The sequence below is a fragment of the Streptomyces sp. NPDC001728 genome, assembly GCF_040297565.1.
Taxonomy (GTDB): domain Bacteria; phylum Actinomycetota; class Actinomycetes; order Streptomycetales; family Streptomycetaceae; genus Streptomyces.
Map to the genome: position 1 here is coordinate 118,507 of NZ_JBEOZK010000013.1, position 14,973 is coordinate 133,479.

Below are 14,973 nucleotides of genomic sequence, written 5' to 3' on the forward strand. Positions count from 1 at the left end.
GGTGCGGGTGCGGGTGCTCCGTGCGTGGGGTCAGCCGGCGAGCAGGCGCAGTACGGCCTGTACGGCTTCCTCGCGCGGCGATTCCTGGTCGGGTAGCCAGCGGTGGACGAAGTGGTCGCAGCCTTCGAGCCAGACGACCTCGACCGACCGGGCACGGCGGGCGCTGTCGAGGTACCCCTCGATGACCTCGGGCGGGCAGACCTGGTCCTGGCGGGCGCCGAAGATCAGCAGATCGCCGTCGAACCGCCGCAGGGCGGCGTACGCGGGCGAGTCGGGGTGGTTGGCGGGGCGGACCAGACTGCCGTCGAAGGGGAGGTCGGCGGCGCCCGCGGGATAGGTCGCCGGGCAGAACAGAACCAGGGCACGTGGACGCAGGTCCGGTACGGTCCAGGCCGCGAGGTGGGCGCCCAGACTGGTGCCGATGATCACGGGCGGCCTGGTCTTGTCCAGCCGGTCCGCCGCGGCGAGGGTCTCGGCGCGGCGACGGCGCAGGGTGGACCGGGTGAGCTCTCCGGTGCTGTCGCCGTTGCCGGAGAAGTCGAAGGTGAGCGAGCCGTGTCCGTGGTCGGCCAGGGGGTCGAGAAGGTAGCGCGCCCGGTGGCGGGTCGCGGTGGCGCCCAGGCCGTGCAGGGTCAGGATCTGCGGATCCGAACCGTCGGCCCCCGTGGTGCTCGTTGCCGCCAGACGCTCTCCGGCGGCTTCGAAGACGAATTCGTGTCGCACTGTGTGCTCTCTCCCTCCCCGTGGGCGTGATGCCTCGGTGGTGAGGTTCAGTGGCCGGCGCCGGTCGCCTCGAACCGTTCCTTGCGTACGGCGGGCCACTCGGCGCGCAGGATGCTGTAGTAGACGACGTCTCGGCGCCGCCCGCCGGGCATGTAGTTGAAGCTGCGCAGGGTTCCCTCCTCGGCGGCTCCGATGCCGGCCAGCCCTGCGCGCGCGCCGGCGTTGAGCACGTCGGTCTTGAACTCGACCCGTTCGCAGCCGAGATCACCGAAGGCGTGGTCGAGCAGAGCGAGTTTGGTAGCCCGGTTGACGCCCGTCCGGCGGGCCCCCGCGTACAGCCACGACCAGCCGATCTCCAGCCGGCGGTCGGCCATGGCAAGGTTGCCGTAGGCGGTGCTGCCGACGATCCGCCCGGTGGCGTTGTCGGTGATGGCGAACACGATGCGGGTGCCGGTCAGGGTGTCCCGGATCGCGGCCTCCATGAACGTGTGGAGGTCGTCCGGCGTCTCGATGCGCTGGACGAAGTAGCGCCAGATGTCCGGCTCGTACACGATGTCGGCGAACGCTTCGATATCGGTGATGCGGACGCGCCGCAGGGTCACCCGGTCGTTGGCCAACTCGAGACCGGCCAGCCTGTCCCAGCTCACTTTTCCTGTCCCTCCGCTTGTTCGTCGCGTGACGAGGTGGCCACCGCCGTCACCAGCACGGGCGCGTCGCCGATGGTGCCGTCGTTGTAGATCCGGTGTTCCTCGTAGACCCGTTCCAGGTCCTGGGCGTAACGCGCCCCGATCCGGCTCCGCATCAGCTTGTACTGGGCGTTCAGCAGGCCGTTCTCGATGGAGAACGGTTCGTCCGCGATGACGGCGGCATAGACGCGCTGCTCGTAGCGGAGTTCCTGGTTCAGCCTGGCCAGGTCACGGGCGAGCCCCTCCCTGGTCAGGTTCGGTGTGCCCGGCGAGACGACCGCGGTGAGGTACGGCCGCCCGTCGCCGACGACGGCGCAGTCATGCACCCCGGGCAGTTCGCGGACGCGTTCCTCCACGCGGGGTACCAGGATGTTCAGCGCCCCGCTCAGGGTGACGATGTCGTCCACGCGTCCGTCGATGTACAGGAAGCCGTCCTCGTCGACGTGGCCGATGTCGTAGGTCTTGACCTCGCCGGTGGGGAGGAAAGTCTTCTCGTTGGCGCCGGGCGCGCACCAGCTGTAGCGGGTGTTGACCGGGTGGCTGCCGCCGACGATGAGGATGCCGTCCTCGTCGAAGCGGATGCGCTTGTGGGGCAGGACCCGGCCGACGCTGCCGATGCGGTGGGCGCCGGGGTGGTTCTTGGAGATGATGCACGTCTCGTTGAGGCCGTAGCCCTCGTACAGGGCAACACCCGCGTCGTTGAAGAAGTGCAGCACCTGGCGCCCTGCCGGAGCGGAGCCGGTCCACAGATAGCGGATCCGGCCGCCGAGCGCCTTCTGGATCGCCGCCCCGCGCCCCGCCGGGTCGACAGGGACCCCGTCGGCCTCCAGCCGGGTCCTGAGCTGCTCGTAGAACCCGGGCACCCCCATGATCACCGTCGGAGAGACCGCTTGCGCCGCCTCCACCGCGGTCGTCCGGTCGGCGAGGGTGACATCGTGGCCGTGGGCGAGGGCCGAGTAGATCCAGTAGCGCTGCTGCAGGAAGCGGACGGGCAGGAAGACGAGCAGGTTGTCACCGTCATGGTGGCCGAACATCTCCTGGACGGCGGCCATGGACCGGTTGACACTGCCGATGGTGACCTCGATGCCCTTGGGCGGCCCGGTGCTCCCGGAGGTCTGCTTGATCGCGCAGATATCGGCCGGGTCGTAACCGGGATGGGGCGGCAGCGCGGCCGGGTCGGGGGAAGTGTCGTCGGCGTCGAAGGCCCAGCCGTGGACCTGGACGAGGCCGTGCACCGCGCCGGAGACTTCCGCGTCCCGACCGGGGGGCGGGTCACTGGTGAACAGCAGGCTGAGGCCGAACTCGGCGAGCACGTCGGCGGGCTCGTAGCGGTCCGGTTCGATGCCGGCGGTCACGGCGCCCAGCTTGAGGGCGGCGAGGTCGACCAGGACCCACTCGATCCGGTTGGGTGCCATGACGCCGACCCGGTCGCCGGCGCGGACGCCGAGCGCGTGGAGCCGGGCCGCCACCCGGAGGGCCGCCGCGTCGAGGTCGGCGAGGCTCAGGGAGCGGATCTCGCCGTCGTCGCGGTAGTGGATGCGGTGCCGGGTGTCCCGGCACATGGTCCGGGCGACGGTGCCGACGATGTCGGCGACCGGCGGGGGAGGGCAGTCGTCCGTGCTCTCGGTGTGCTCGGTCATACGTGGTCCCTCTCCTGGCGAAGGGTCCGGGCGGCGCGGCGGTGCCCGCCGCGCGTTTCGAGATGACACCAGCTGTCGCCGCGCCGTCCGGGAACCGGTGGCCGTCAGCCGGGCACGGGCAGGGCTCCGGCGGCGAGAGCATACGCGTCCAGTCGCTCCCAGCCTCGCGACGCGTACCAGTCACGGTCGAAGCCCTCCATCGGTCTCACTGGCAGGCTTCCGTCCTGGACGCCGTCCGCGAGAGTCCGCCACAGCTCGTCGACGAGGGAGCAGTGCCGTACGGCCTCATGGAGTTCCCGCAGGGTGAAGGGCGGGCCCTCCATGCGGACCAGCCGGATGTCGTAGCAACCGCGGAACCCGTGGCCGAAGACGGTGAAGGGCGGCTGCCACACCTGGGCGCCGGGCGCGCGAATGGAGAAACGTACTCGCGAAGCGCTGTGGCCCCCGTGGTGATGATCGGCGTGTTCGGCGATGTCGGGCACCTGCGGCGGAAAGAAGTAGTGCCGCTTCTCCGGAATGGTCTCGCGGTCGAATTCGCCCGGGGCGAAGTGCCAACGGTTGTACATCATGCGCTGGGCGGCCCGCCACAGAATGGGGGCGGTCTCTCCACCGGCCCCGGCCATGCGAGTGGTGTGCGGCAGACAGCAGCAGACGAAGTCTGCCTTCTTGAGTTGCAGCACCCCGTCGGGGCCGCCGGGCCGGGCGCCGCGCAGCCGCGTGAGGTCACGGACGGAGCTGCTCATCCCGTAGTCCGAGTCCGTGGCGTGGACGGCGGAGAGCACGATGGCGGCGAGAAGTTCCCCGACGGCCCCGTGCCTGGCGGGAGGCCGGGCGTCCTCGGCCGCCTGAGCGTCGAGGAAGGTGGCCGCGACGGTCAGGGAGTGCATGTCCTCCCGTACCCGCCCGGTCGGTTCCACCCCCAGATGGACGCGCCCGTATCGGGCGACCGATTCGGGCAACGCGTGCGGGTCCCGAGGATGGGGAAAGTCGGCCAGGTACTCGTTCTTGACGAAGGTGATGCCGTTGATGCGGCGATAGCGAATGAAGGGCGAGTGCTGATCGACCTCGCCCTGGAGGGCGCGGACCTCCTCCGCCAGTTCCGTCAGCGGCATTCCGTGCGGGTTGTGCGGCGGGCGCCCGATGGCGGCGCAGTAGCTCGCGTGGCGGTCCAGCAGAAACCGGCGGAGCCCGGTAGCGGAAAGCTGTAATCCGTTGAACTCCTCGAAGCGAACGGACCGGCCGCTGCTGAACAGGCAGTGCGCGAGAACAACGAATAAGCGGTCAGCCACGGTCCAGCTGTCGACCGGAAGCTGCCGCAGGTTCGAAAGACGGCCGTCCCGCGTCAAGGTGTTGCTCCCGGCGTCCGACTTCGAGAAGACCTCGCGGCCCACGAAGACGTAGACCGTCTCGACGCGTTCGACCCAGTCGGCCAGCTGGACCAGCCGGCGGTCGAGTTCACCCCTCTGCTCCCACCCGCGGAGGATGGCGTCGACCCCCTGCAGCTCGGCGGCTTCCCGTGCCAGGACGGACCGCGTCTCCTCGTCGGTCATGTCGAGCACCTCAGGGGGCACCCGCAGCCAGGCGAGCGGCTCCGGAGCGGGTTCCGGCAGTTCATCGGGCTTCCAGAAGGAGACGCCGAAGAGCGCCGACCGGGTCACCGGTATGAGACCGGCGTCGGAGGACGGTTTCGTGGCGAGCTCGATATCGGTCCGGCCGAGCACATGCTGGACGAGCAGCGACTCCCAGGCCGTCAACCTCTGGCAGGCGAGCCGGAAGGGAATACGGCCATCTCTCGTGAGCTCACCGAGCAGCCAGCTCGACGCTTCCTGCGCGCGCAAGGCGGCAGTATCCGATCCCGACGAAAGCATGAATTCCCCTGCCGTTTGACAACGAAACGCCTCAACGGACTCCGCGGAAACTGCTGCGTAGACTTCGAACAGCATTCATGATGGGGGTGCCTCGCTTTGGCGGATACGCAGTTTTCAGCCGTTCCCAGGCGGCGACGCCCAGCGATCGGTCGATTTCCGGCCTTGCCTGGCGTACCTCTGACCTGTACGGCCGTAGCTCGTGTACGGCGTCCCGGGTCCCCTCTGTCCTTGCCGCTCCGCTCGGTGACGCATCCGCGCTCTCCGTACGAGAAGCCGCCCGGATCAAGGATCTTGAACCGCATTCACCCATGGCCGGGAAGGGCTGACTTGGATTTCCCGACAAAGCCGTTGATGACGCAGTGAGCGTTTTCCGACCTCACGCTGACGCGTGGTGAAGAATGAGGACGGCCTCCACGACGTCGGTGATTCGACTGGTGCTGCAGCGGAGTCTCCGCAGGAGGCGCCGGCCCTTGAGCATGGCCACGGCCCGCTCGCCGAGGCAGCGGATCTCGGCGTGGGCGGGGTTGCCTCGGCGCTTCCGTCTCTTGAGGCGGCGGCCCCGAATCGGTACGCGGACGGGTCCGCCCGGCGCCTTGACAGGCCTTGTCCGCCCAGCATGTGATTCCTGATTCGGCGAGGGCTTCGGTGATCCCGTGCTGCCTGGCGGCGGTCAGGTCGTGAGTCGAGCCGGCGAGGCCCAGAGCAGCCGTCCGGACGGATCGGTGGGGACCTGGACGTTCATGCCGTGGCGTTTGTGTTTCCCGGAGTAGTAGGTGGTGTCGGCGGCGATGCGGTCGATCGGCGGCAGGGTGCCGTCGGGGATGACGAACGCCTTCGACCGGATCGTCCGCATCGCCTCGGCCAGAATGGGGCGAGGGCGGACAGGGCCTCGACGGCTTCACGCATGTAGCGGTGGACAGTCGCGACCCCGATACCGAACCCGGCGGCGAGCTGGGCCCAGGGGGCCACCGCACCGCAGGGGGGCCAGGGCGAGCAGGGCCTGCCGCGAGGCGGGAAGACGCCGCCACCGCGAGCCATTGACGCCCTCCGCCCGGCAGCTCCCCCGGGGAGGACCGCCGTCTCAGGGCGCGCCCGGAAGATCCTCCGTGAGGTGCAGGCAGTCGCGCAGCCGGTCCACGTCGACGTCCTCGAGGCTGTCGGCGAAGGCGCGGCGGGGTGAGGCGGGCACGGGCAGCAGCGAGGGGACGACGAGGACCGCGCAGCCGGCCGCGTCGGCGGAGGCCGCGCCGTCCGGGGAGTCCTCGACGGCGACGCAGGCCGTGACCGGCAGGCCGAGTCGGGCGGCGGCCTCCTGGTAGGGCTCGGGGTGCGGTTTGGTGCGCGGGGTGTCGTCGGCGGAGAGCGTGAAGGCGAACGGGACGTGCCCGAGCGAGCCCTGGGTGACGCTGTCGACGACGGTCCGGGGCGAGGCGCTGACCAGGGCGTACGGGATTCCGGCGGCGTCCAGTCCGTCGAGCAGCCGCTGCGCTCCGGGGCGCATCGGCGCTCCGGCCTCGACGCGCAGGAAGAACTCCCGGCCGAGGTCGGCGGCGACGCGGCCGGGGTCTCCCGTACCCGTGACGCGGGCGAGGTGGTCGGCGGTGTCCTCGACGGCGCGGCCGACGACATGGGGGGCGTCGGCTTCGGTGAGGCGGTGGCCTAGCCCCGCGGCGATCTCCTCGGTGACCTGCCACCAGAGGCCCTCGGTCTCGACGAGGGTGCCGTCCATGTCGAAGAGGACGGCGCCGAGGGCCGCCCGCCCGGCGCGTGTCCGGGCCGTCACGCGGTGGTCCTCGGGACGACGAGGACGGGTTGCGGAGTGAGGCCGATGCGGGCGCGGGCGCCGACGGTGAGTTCGGTGGCCTCTCGCGAGGCCAGGTCGGCCTTGACCTCGGTCCCGGTCTCCAGGAGCAGCCGGACGCGGGTGACGGCACCGAAGAACGAGGTGCCGACGACGGTGGCGTCCCCGGTGGCGTCGGCGGTCGCGGTGACGTTCTCGGGGCGTACGAGGACGTCGACCTCGCCCTCGGCGGGGACGCCGTTCGGGGTCTCGCCGTCGACGGGCAGCGTCTGCCCGGCGACCTCGGCGGTGCCGGAGCCGGTGAGGCGGCCGGGGAGCCGGTTCATGGTGCCGACGAACTCGGCGACGAAGGCGGTGGCGGGGCGCGCGTACAGCTCGGCGGGCGCGGCGCACTGCTCCAGGCGGCCGGCGTGGAGGACGGCGACCCGGTCGGCCATGGAGAGGGCCTCCTCCTGGTCGTGCGTGACGAAGACGGTGGTGACGCCCAGGGAGAGCTGGAGCCGGCGGATCTCCTCGCGCAGGCTGAGCCGCACCTTCGCGTCGAGGGCCGAGAGGGGTTCGTCGAGGAGCAGGACGCGGGGTTCGAGGGCGACGGCGCGGGCGAGGGCGACGCGCTGCTGCTGGCCGCCGGAGAGCTGGTGGGGGTAGCGGTCGCCGTGCTGGGGCAGGCCGACGAGGTCGAGGAGTTCGGCGGCGCGTTCCTTGCGGCGGGCGGCGGGGACCTTGCGGACGCGCATGCCGAAGGCGACGTTGTCGCGGACGGTCATGTGGGGGAAAAGGCTGTACGACTGGAAGACCATGCCGGCGTCGCGGCGGTTGGCCGGGACGTCGGTGATGTCCGCGCCGTCGACGAGGACGGCGCCGGAGTCGGGGCGCTCGAAGCCGGCGACCATGCGCAGGGCGGTCGTCTTGCCGCAGCCGGAGGGGCCGAGGAGGGCGATGAGCTCGCCGGGTTCCACCGTGAGGTCGAGGCCGTCGAGGGCGACGGTGGAGCCGAAGGTGCGCCGCAGGGAGCGGAACTCGAGCCTGGCTCCGGTGCCGACGGCGGGGGCGACCCGCTCCGCGGTTGCCGATGACATGTCAGGACTCCTTACGGGAGGGTGCCGAGGCGCCGTTGGCCGTTCCCGCGCGGGAGAGCACGAGGAGCAGCACCCAGGTGATGACGAGGCTGAGGATGGAGACCGCGACGGACATCCGGGCGTGGGAGCCGGAGATCGACACGATCCAGACGGCGAAGGGCCGGAAGCCGAGCAGCGAGGCGATGGTGAACTCGCCGAGGACGAGGGCGAGGGTGAGGAAGGCGGCTCCGGCGAGGGAGGCGCGCAGGTTGGGGAGCAGGACCCGCAGGACGGTGTGCGGCCAGGTGGCACCGCAGCTGCGGGCGGCCTCCACCAGGGTCGGTACGTCGATGGCGCGCAGTCCGGCGTCGAGCGAGCGGTAGACGAACGGCAGCGCGAGCACGGTGTACGCGAGGACCAGGACGACCGGGAACGACTCGTCCTGCACCGCGATGAACGTCCGGTACAGCGGGGTGCGCGAGAGGTGCTCGGGTCCCCAGCGCAGCACCGTGGTGATGCCGGTGACCAGCGCGATGGGCGGCACGACGAGAGGCAGCATGCAGACCACCTCGACGACCGGCCGCAGCCGCGGCGAGCCGATCCGTACGGCGATCAGGGCGGGCACCGCGAGCAGCAGCGAGAGCACGATGGTCGCGGCGGCCAGGCCGAGCGAGAGCAGCAGGCTCTCGGTGAAGCCCTCGGCGCCGATCAGCTGGGTGTACGCGTCGAAGGACACGCCCTGGCCGGGCACGTGCACGGTGAAGACGAACGAGGCGAGGAGCGGCAGCAGGAAGTAGGCGCCCGCGAGGGCGAGGACGAGTCCGCGCCAGATCCGGGGCCTCGGGCGGCGGTTCCGGGCCCGTCCTTCGGCGTACGGCTCCCCGGCTGAGGTAGCGGGGGCGGGCGCTGGGGCGGCGTCCGCGGTGCTCGGGGTCATCGCAGCCATCGGGCGCTCCGTCGCGTCAGGGGCAGATAGACGGCCATCACCAGGGCGGCAACCAGGATCATGTCGAGGCCCAGGGCGAGCGCCACGTTCTCCTGGCCGGTCATGACGTTGCCGGAGAGGGCGTCCGCGATCTTCAGCGTGACCAGCGGGACCGAGCCGCCGACCAGGGCCGCCGCCGTGGCGTGCGCGGCGAAGGCGGTGCCGAAGAGCAGGACGAGGCCGCCGAGGAGGGAGGGGGCGAGCACGGGCAGGCCGACGTGGCGCCAGAACTGCCAGGGGGTGGCTCCGGCGTTGCGGGCGGCCTCGCGCCACTGGGGGCGCAGGCCGTCGAGGGCGGGGACGATGACCAGGACCATGAGCGGGATGAGGAAGTACAGATAGACCACGGTCAGACCGGTGAAGGAGTACAGGTCCCAGCCGAGGGCCCCGAGGTCGCCGAGCTGGGTGACGACGCCGGAGATGCCGAGGGTGGCGATGAAGGCGAACGCGAGGGGCACACCGCCGAAGTTGGCGAGGACGCCGGAGGCGGTGAGGGTCGCGTTGCGCAGGGTCTGGGAGCGGGAGGTGACCACGGCCTGGGCGACGAGGACGCCGAGGACGCCGCCGATCAGGGCGGTGAGCGCGGAGAGCTGGACGCTGCCGATCAGCGAGCCGAGGTACGGGCCCTGGAGCGAGAGTGCCAGGTGGTCGCCGGTGAAGGACGTGGTGGCGGCGGCACCGGCGGTGGCGGGGGCCGTCCGGGTCACCGCGCCGAGGAGGAGCGCGGCGAGCGGGAGGCCGAAGAAGACGCCGGTGAAGAGGAGGAGCGGGAGGGCGGCCGGCCAGGTGCGCGGGCCGCGCCGCCGGCGGCGGGTGCCGCCGGCGGTTCCCGTCCCCGCGTGGGGGGTGAGGGATGCGGTCATCAGGAGACGGCCTTGTCCCACTTCTCGGCGAGGGTGGCCTTGGCCTTGTCGAGCTCGGCGGAGGCCGGGAAGGCGGGGGTGCCCTCGACCTTGGGAAGCTTGGCGACGAAGGACTTGTCGGCGGTGCCGTCGGCCGTCATCGCGGGCAGCAGGACCGGGCGGGCGTACCCCTTGAGCCAGAGGTTCTGGCCCTCGGTGCTGTAGAGGAACTCCATCCACAGGCGGGCGGCGGCCGGGTGCGGGGCGTCCTTGTTGACGGCCTGCGAGTAGAACTGGGCGTAGACGCCGTCGGTGGGGACGGCGACCTTCCAGTCGACGCCCTTGGACGCGAACTGGTCGGCGTAACCGGCGTTGAGGTAGTCCCAGTCGATGGAGATGGGCGTCTCGCCCTTCTCGACCGTGGCCGGGGTGGACTCGACGGGGATGAAGTTGCCGCTCTTCTTCAGCTTGCCGAAGAAGTCGATGCCGGGCTGGATGTCGCCGAAGGAGCCCTTGTCGGCGAGGGCCGCCGCGTAGACGCCGCCGAAGGCGGAGCCGGACTTGGTGGGGTTGCCGTTGAGGGCGACCTTGCCCTTGTACTCGGGCTTGAGGAGGTCCGCGAAGGTCTGCGGGCAGTTCGGGATGCGCTTGGCGTCGCAGCCGATGGAGACGTAGCCGCCGTAGTCGTTGTACCAGCGGGCGTCGGCGTCCTTCTGCGCGGCGGGGATCTTGTCCCAGGCCTGGACCTTGTACGGGGCGAAGAGGCCTTCCTCGGCGCCGCTGCGGGCGAAGGCGATGCCCAGGTCGAGCACGTCGGGGGCGCGGTCCTGGCCCTTGCGGGACTTCACGGCGGCGATCTCGTCGGCGCTGGCGGCGTCCGGGTTCTCGCTCTGGATCTTGATCTTGGGGTACTTGGCCTGGAAGGCCTTGATGATCTCGCCGTAGTTGGCCCAGTCCGGCGGCAGGGCGATGACGTGCAGCGCGCCCTCCTTCTCGGCGGCGGCGACCAGCTCCTTCATCCCTCCGAAGGCGCTCACGGAGGTGGCCTTGGCGGCCTCGGCCCCGGAGGCGCCGGCGGCCGGGCCGTCGGGCGCGGCGCCGCAGGCGGCGGTGAGGGTGGTGAGGACGGCGGCGCCGAGCAGGGCGGCGGCACGACGGCCGGAAGGTCTGGGCACGGTCACTCCTGGAACGAGAGGGGGTGGCACTTGTCTGAACAAGTTGGGCTCCAGTTCGCCCGTGTCCCACGACGTGAGGATGAACGGGACATGACCGCCCGGGGAGGAGTGCGCGAAGACCGGGAGCCCGTGAACGCCTGGTGAACGCCGGGGAGTTGGCACTGTCCGAAACTGGACCCAGCGCCACTCCGCAGGGTTACAGTGAACCTTCGGCCGGAAACCCAGGGTGACCGGCTGCGCACAGGAACGGACGGAAGAGGGGCACGTGGGGACGGCACGCTATCTGGAGATCGCCGAGGCCGTCCGACAGGCGATACTCGAAGGCGAGTACGCCGTGGGAGCACAACTGCCCTCCGAGGCGGAGCTGGTGGCCCGCTGGGCGGCCTCCCGGGGGACGGTCCGCCAGGCGGTCGCCGTCCTGGAGTCGGAGGGCCTCGTCGGCTCCCGCCAGGGGGCCCGCCGCATCGTCCTGCGCCAGGAGCGCCGGCACAGCTTCGCCGAGCTGAACAGCTTCGCCCAGTGGGCGCACGGCATGGGCCTGGTGGTGACCAGCCGGATCCTGCTGCGGTCGCGGCGGACGGCCACGCCCGAGGAGGCGCGGCGGCTCTCCGTGCCGGCGGAGAGCGAGATCCTGCACGTGCTGCGGCTGCGCCGCCTCGAAGGGGAGCCGGCGATGATCGAGCGGACCGCGTACGCCGACTGGGCGGCGGCGGCCGTCGAGGCACTGCCCGAGGACTGCGTCTCGATCATGGAGAGCATCGCCCAGGAGGCGGGCATCGTCGCCCAATACGGGGAACACCTCATCGACGCGGTCGCGGCGGGCTCCCGGGACGCGGAGCTGCTGCACATCCGGCGGGGCAGCCCGCTGCTGCGGCAACGGCACGTGAGCTGCGACCAGTCGGGGCGGCCGATCGAGTGGACGGACGACCGCTACCGGCCGGGGAGCGTCACCTTCAGCGTGACGAACTCCGCCACCACGACCCCGCTCGAACGGCACCGCGGGGCGCCGACGGGCTGAGGCCGGCCCCTGCGGTGTTCCGCAGGGTGGCCAGGAGGGAAGCCGCGTACGGGCGCCGACCTGGCATTTCTAGGTTGAGGAGGTGCCGGGCGAGTCGCCCGGCCGCCGCCTCCGAGACCGGGAGAACCCGCCGTGACCCTGACGACCCTGACCTCGTCGACCCTGACCTCGTCGACCCCGACCTCGCCGATCCTGCCCCTGGCCGCCGCGCAGGAGCCCGCCGCCGGGGTCGCCGGATGGGCCGCCGGGCTCGTCGACACGACCTCGCCGCCGGCAACGGAACGCGTGGCTACCTCCTCAAGGACCAGGTGGCGCGGGTGAAGGAGTTCCTCGACGCGCTGGAACGCGTCCACGCCGGCGGGGCGGCGATCGACCCGGAGTCGTACGGCAGCTGGTCGTCCGCAGCGCGCACGCGGACCCGCTCGCACGGCTCACCCCGCGCGAGCGGGAGATCCTGGAAGTGCTCGCGCAGGGGTACACCAACGCGGCCGTCGCCCGGCAGCTCCATCTGTCGCTGAGCGCGGGATGCGGCGGCTGTAGCCGTCCGTTGGACGTCTTGAGCCCCGGACGCCCGGAGCCCCGGTCGCCCCGAGCCCCGGGCTTCCGGGACTCAGGCGTGCCACTCCGCCGGGAGGGGGCCCGCGGGCGGTCAGTCCAGCGGCAGCGCCCCGTCCGAGGACCGGGCGCCCGGGGCCTTCGGCGCCGGGATCCTCAGGAGGCCCTTGTCGCTGGAGGAGGCGGGCGCACCCGCGTCCACCGGGGTGGTGGTCGAGGGCCGGGCGGCGGTGCAGCGCTGCTTCTCGGCCTCCGTCATGGGCCCGGTGCGCTGGAGCAGCCGGTCGGGCACGGCCCGGGAGGGGCCGTCGACGACGGCGTGCAGCCGGTAGTCGTCCTTCTTGCTGACGAACCATCCCTCGACCCGCTCACGGCTCGGCTGCGTCTCGACCCAGCTGACCTCGCCGGGCTGGATCCGCTCCACGACCGTCCGCCGGTCGCTGCTGAACCACTGCCAGGGCCGCTGCCAGCCCTTCTCGTAGGCGAGGGCGAACTGCGCGGCCATCGGCCGCTCCTTGGCCCGCTTCTCGTCCTCCTCCCGCACCCCGCTGGTGGGGAGCCGGGCCACCTCGGGGAGCGCGAGGCCGGCGTCGGCGTAGGTCTGGGCGATGCTGTCGTGGCTGCGCTCGGAGTACGAGAGGAGGCGGCTGTGCTCCAGGGTGTTGCGGGTGCAGTTGACGAAGGCCTCGCCGACGACCCGCGCCTTGTCGTAGTAGCGGAAGGAGGTCCGGGTGTCGGGCCGGAAGGTGCAGGCGTTCTCGCCGTTGCAGGCGGCGGCGGCGTTGTGGAGGGTGCTCTCGCGTTCGTTGCCCTTGTACGCCTCCGCGGTGCCGAGCGCCGTCTTGCTCACGGTCTTGTCGACGGCCACCGGGACCTCGACCGCCCGGATGCGGGCGATCATCGGCGTACAGGTGACATGGGTGCGGGAGTCGGTGACGCGCGAGGTGAAGGTGAGCACGGGCTCGTTCTCGTCGGCGGTGAACACATAGGCGCGGCCGGTCCAACGGCCCTTGCCCGGCGTGCCCTTCACCCGGTCGGGGTCGCCGGCCGTGGTGACCGCGCGAACCGGGCCGCCGGAGCCGCTGACCTCGTACGGCTGGCCGTCGACGACCTGTTCGCCGGTGCACTCCTTGGAGACGGCCGGGCTGTCCTCGTAGGTCACGGTGACCTGGGCTCCGGCGCGGACTCCTCTGAGCCGCTGCCTGAGCGTGTTGCCGTCCTTCTGGAGGGCGACGCCGTGGGAGCCGTCGGTGCGGCCCGAAGCGGCGGGCGAATAGCGCTGGTTGGGGCCGGTCCAGAAGTCCAGGCCGACGGTGGTGGGGCCGTCGCCCTTCATGACCGGGTCGGCGAAGTCGCCGTTGAGGACGGGGACGGCCTGCTCGGCGGGGGCGGCCTGCGCTCCGTACGAGAGGGGGGCGACGGGCAGCAGCATTCCGGTGGCGCCGAGAACGACGAGGGCCGGGAGCGTGGTGCGGTTCATGGGGTTCCTCTCCCGGGTCAGGAGGCGTCGGCGGGCACGACGACGACGCGCTTGGGCTCGGCGCCCGGGGGCACCGCCCGCGCGGCGGGGACCTCGGCGGCGGCGCCGGGCGCGGGGGCCGGGCCGGGGCCGGGAGCCGGGGCGGGCGCGGTGTTCCCTGCCGGTCGCGTACCGCCGCAGACGCCGGCCGGGGCGGCGTACGTCTGCGCGATGAACGTGCTGCTGGTGACCATCGAGGGGCTGTCCACGGCGATGCCGATGATCCGCTGCCCGGACTTGGCGACGAGGCTGCCGACCACGCGCCGCATGGCGGCGTTGGCGCCGAAGACCAGCATGTCGTGCGCATTGACGGTGGTCTTGTAGGCGGTCGTCTCGGTGTTCTCGATGGTCCAGGACTTGGAGTACGTGGCCTTGAACGCGGCCTCGAAGGCGAGCTTGGCGCTCATCGAGCCGGACGCCTTGGCGCCGCCGGAGACGGAGGTCTTGGTCCCGTTGGTCGAGGTGGGGCCGTCCTTGAGGTTGGGCGTCTTGTTCTCGCTGGTGATGTCGTTGGAGAGGTTGGTGCTGACCTCGCCGGAGGCGCTGACCGTGCCCTCGGCGGCGATCTTCCCGGAGATCTCGCCGCCGATGTTGTCGGTGGTGCCGGACTTCAGGGTGACGGTCCGGTCGACGGCCATGTCGCTCTGGGTGCAGTTGATCACCGCGTTGCCGAGCGACTTGACGGCGGTGACGTACTCGCGGCCCAGCTTGGGGTCGATGACGAAGGTGCAGGCGGAGCGCCTGCTGCCGCAGTGCTCAAGGACGTCGGCGACCTTGGCCGGGCGCCCGTCGGCGGTGAGGGCGCGGGCGACGGGGGTCTCGCCCGGCCCCTCCTCCTCGGCGGCGACGGCGGGCGGCGCGAGGGAGGCGGCGGCGAGGCCGAGCAGGACGGAGAGGGCGGGAAGCAGGGCGGCGCGGCGATGGCACGCGGGCATGACGGGGGTTCCCTTCGGGACGGATGGGAGTGGGGACGTACGCGGGGACGTGCGCGGGGACGTGCGCGGGGACGTACGCGGGGACGTACGCGGGGAGCTACGCGGGGACGTACGCGGGGACGTACGCGGGGACGTACGCGGGGACGTACGCGGGGTGCGGCTCGGTCG

Annotated in this window: 13 protein-coding genes and 2 pseudogenes; 3 read left to right on the forward strand and 12 right to left on the reverse strand. The window is 71.8% G+C overall.

The window, feature by feature from the left end:
* Positions 1-30: 30 nt before the first annotated feature.
* The 10 genes and pseudogenes from ABT154_RS20610 to ABT154_RS20655 all read right to left on the reverse strand — a co-directional run bounded on the left by ABT154_RS20610 (position 31) and on the right by ABT154_RS20655 (position 10,784).
* Positions 31-723, reverse strand: coding sequence for an alpha/beta hydrolase (locus tag ABT154_RS20610; protein ID WP_351858272.1), 693 nt, complete (start codon positions 721-723; stop codon positions 31-33).
* 47 nt (positions 724-770) lie between these two features.
* A complete protein-coding gene (locus tag ABT154_RS20615) occupies positions 771-1,370 on the reverse strand; it encodes a GNAT family N-acetyltransferase (protein ID WP_351858273.1) in 600 nt (199 codons plus the stop codon).
* The gene (locus tag ABT154_RS20620) at positions 1,367-3,049 is read right to left on the reverse strand and encodes an AMP-binding protein (RefSeq protein WP_351858274.1); all 1,683 of its coding nucleotides are present in this window, start codon (positions 3,047-3,049) and stop codon (positions 1,367-1,369) included. Before ABT154_RS20620 ends, ABT154_RS20615 begins: the two co-directional genes overlap by 4 nt.
* A 104-nt stretch (positions 3,050-3,153) precedes the next feature.
* Positions 3,154-4,992 (reverse strand): hypothetical protein, encoded by a 1,839-nt coding sequence (locus tag ABT154_RS20625; RefSeq protein WP_351858275.1) that lies wholly within the window; start codon positions 4,990-4,992, stop codon positions 3,154-3,156.
* 301 nt (positions 4,993-5,293) lie between these two features.
* Positions 5,294-5,953 (reverse strand): annotated as a pseudogene (locus tag ABT154_RS20630) (transposase family protein); the annotation flags it as partial.
* A 45-nt stretch (positions 5,954-5,998) separates the two neighbouring features.
* Positions 5,999-6,700: an HAD family hydrolase gene (locus tag ABT154_RS20635; protein ID WP_351858276.1), complete on the reverse strand. Its 702-nt coding sequence runs from the start codon at positions 6,698-6,700 to the stop codon at positions 5,999-6,001.
* On the reverse strand, positions 6,697-7,797 hold the full coding sequence (locus tag ABT154_RS20640) for an ABC transporter ATP-binding protein (protein ID WP_351858277.1): 1,101 nt from the start codon (positions 7,795-7,797) through the stop codon (positions 6,697-6,699). Before ABT154_RS20640 ends, ABT154_RS20635 begins: the two co-directional genes overlap by 4 nt.
* Position 7,798: 1 nt before the next feature.
* Positions 7,799-8,722, reverse strand: coding sequence for an ABC transporter permease (locus tag ABT154_RS20645; protein ID WP_351858278.1), 924 nt, complete (start codon positions 8,720-8,722; stop codon positions 7,799-7,801).
* Positions 8,710-9,624 carry an ABC transporter permease gene (locus tag ABT154_RS20650; protein WP_351858279.1) on the reverse strand — a complete coding sequence of 305 codons (915 nt, stop codon included), beginning with the start codon at positions 9,622-9,624 and terminating at the stop codon, positions 8,710-8,712. Before ABT154_RS20650 ends, ABT154_RS20645 begins: the two co-directional genes overlap by 13 nt.
* The gene (locus ABT154_RS20655) at positions 9,624-10,784 is read right to left on the reverse strand and encodes an ABC transporter substrate-binding protein (protein ID WP_502969548.1); all 1,161 of its coding nucleotides are present in this window, start codon (positions 10,782-10,784) and stop codon (positions 9,624-9,626) included. The genes ABT154_RS20650 and ABT154_RS20655 overlap by 1 nt, the downstream gene beginning before the upstream one ends.
* Positions 10,785-11,043: 259 nt before the next feature.
* Between ABT154_RS20655 and ABT154_RS20660 the strand changes: the two genes are divergently transcribed.
* The 3 genes and pseudogenes from ABT154_RS20660 to ABT154_RS20670 form a co-directional block, all read left to right on the forward strand.
* A complete protein-coding gene (locus ABT154_RS20660) occupies positions 11,044-11,796 on the forward strand; it encodes a GntR family transcriptional regulator (RefSeq protein WP_351858280.1) in 753 nt (250 codons plus the stop codon).
* A 132-nt stretch (positions 11,797-11,928) separates the two neighbouring features.
* Complete coding sequence (locus ABT154_RS20665) at positions 11,929-12,117, forward strand: hypothetical protein (RefSeq protein ID WP_351858281.1); 189 nt, start codon at positions 11,929-11,931, stop codon at positions 12,115-12,117.
* Positions 12,078-12,319 (forward strand): annotated as a pseudogene (locus tag ABT154_RS20670) (LuxR C-terminal-related transcriptional regulator); the annotation flags it as partial. The gene ABT154_RS20665 and the pseudogene ABT154_RS20670, both read left to right, overlap by 40 nt.
* Positions 12,320-12,445: 126 nt before the next feature.
* Here the strand turns inward: ABT154_RS20670 and ABT154_RS20675 are convergent.
* Together ABT154_RS20675 and ABT154_RS20680 are read right to left on the reverse strand one after the other, a co-directional pair.
* Complete coding sequence (locus ABT154_RS20675) at positions 12,446-13,831, reverse strand: hypothetical protein (protein WP_351858282.1); 1,386 nt, start codon at positions 13,829-13,831, stop codon at positions 12,446-12,448.
* A gap of 17 nt (positions 13,832-13,848) precedes the next feature.
* Positions 13,849-14,805 (reverse strand): hypothetical protein, encoded by a 957-nt coding sequence (locus tag ABT154_RS20680; RefSeq protein ID WP_351858283.1) that lies wholly within the window; start codon positions 14,803-14,805, stop codon positions 13,849-13,851.
* Between the last annotated feature and the right edge of the window lie 168 nt (positions 14,806-14,973).

What these genes read in the sequence shown, in the direction of transcription:
- ABT154_RS20625 (WP_351858275.1), bottom strand. Translation starts at nt 4,992, where the DNA reads ATGCTGTTCGAAGTCTACGCAGCAGTTTCCGCGGAGTCCGTTGAGGCG.
- ABT154_RS20640 (WP_351858277.1), bottom strand. Translation starts at nt 7,797, where the DNA reads ATGTCATCGGCAACCGCGGAGCGGGTCGCCCCCGCCGTCGGCACCGGA.
- ABT154_RS20620 (WP_351858274.1), bottom strand. Translation starts at nt 3,049, where the DNA reads ATGACCGAGCACACCGAGAGCACGGACGACTGCCCTCCCCCGCCGGTC.
- ABT154_RS20650 (WP_351858279.1), bottom strand. Translation starts at nt 9,624, where the DNA reads ATGACCGCATCCCTCACCCCCCACGCGGGGACGGGAACCGCCGGCGGC.
- ABT154_RS20645 (WP_351858278.1), bottom strand. Translation starts at nt 8,722, where the DNA reads ATGGCTGCGATGACCCCGAGCACCGCGGACGCCGCCCCAGCGCCCGCC.
- ABT154_RS20675 (WP_351858282.1), bottom strand. Translation starts at nt 13,831, where the DNA reads ATGAACCGCACCACGCTCCCGGCCCTCGTCGTTCTCGGCGCCACCGGA.
- ABT154_RS20680 (WP_351858283.1), bottom strand. Translation starts at nt 14,805, where the DNA reads ATGCCCGCGTGCCATCGCCGCGCCGCCCTGCTTCCCGCCCTCTCCGTC.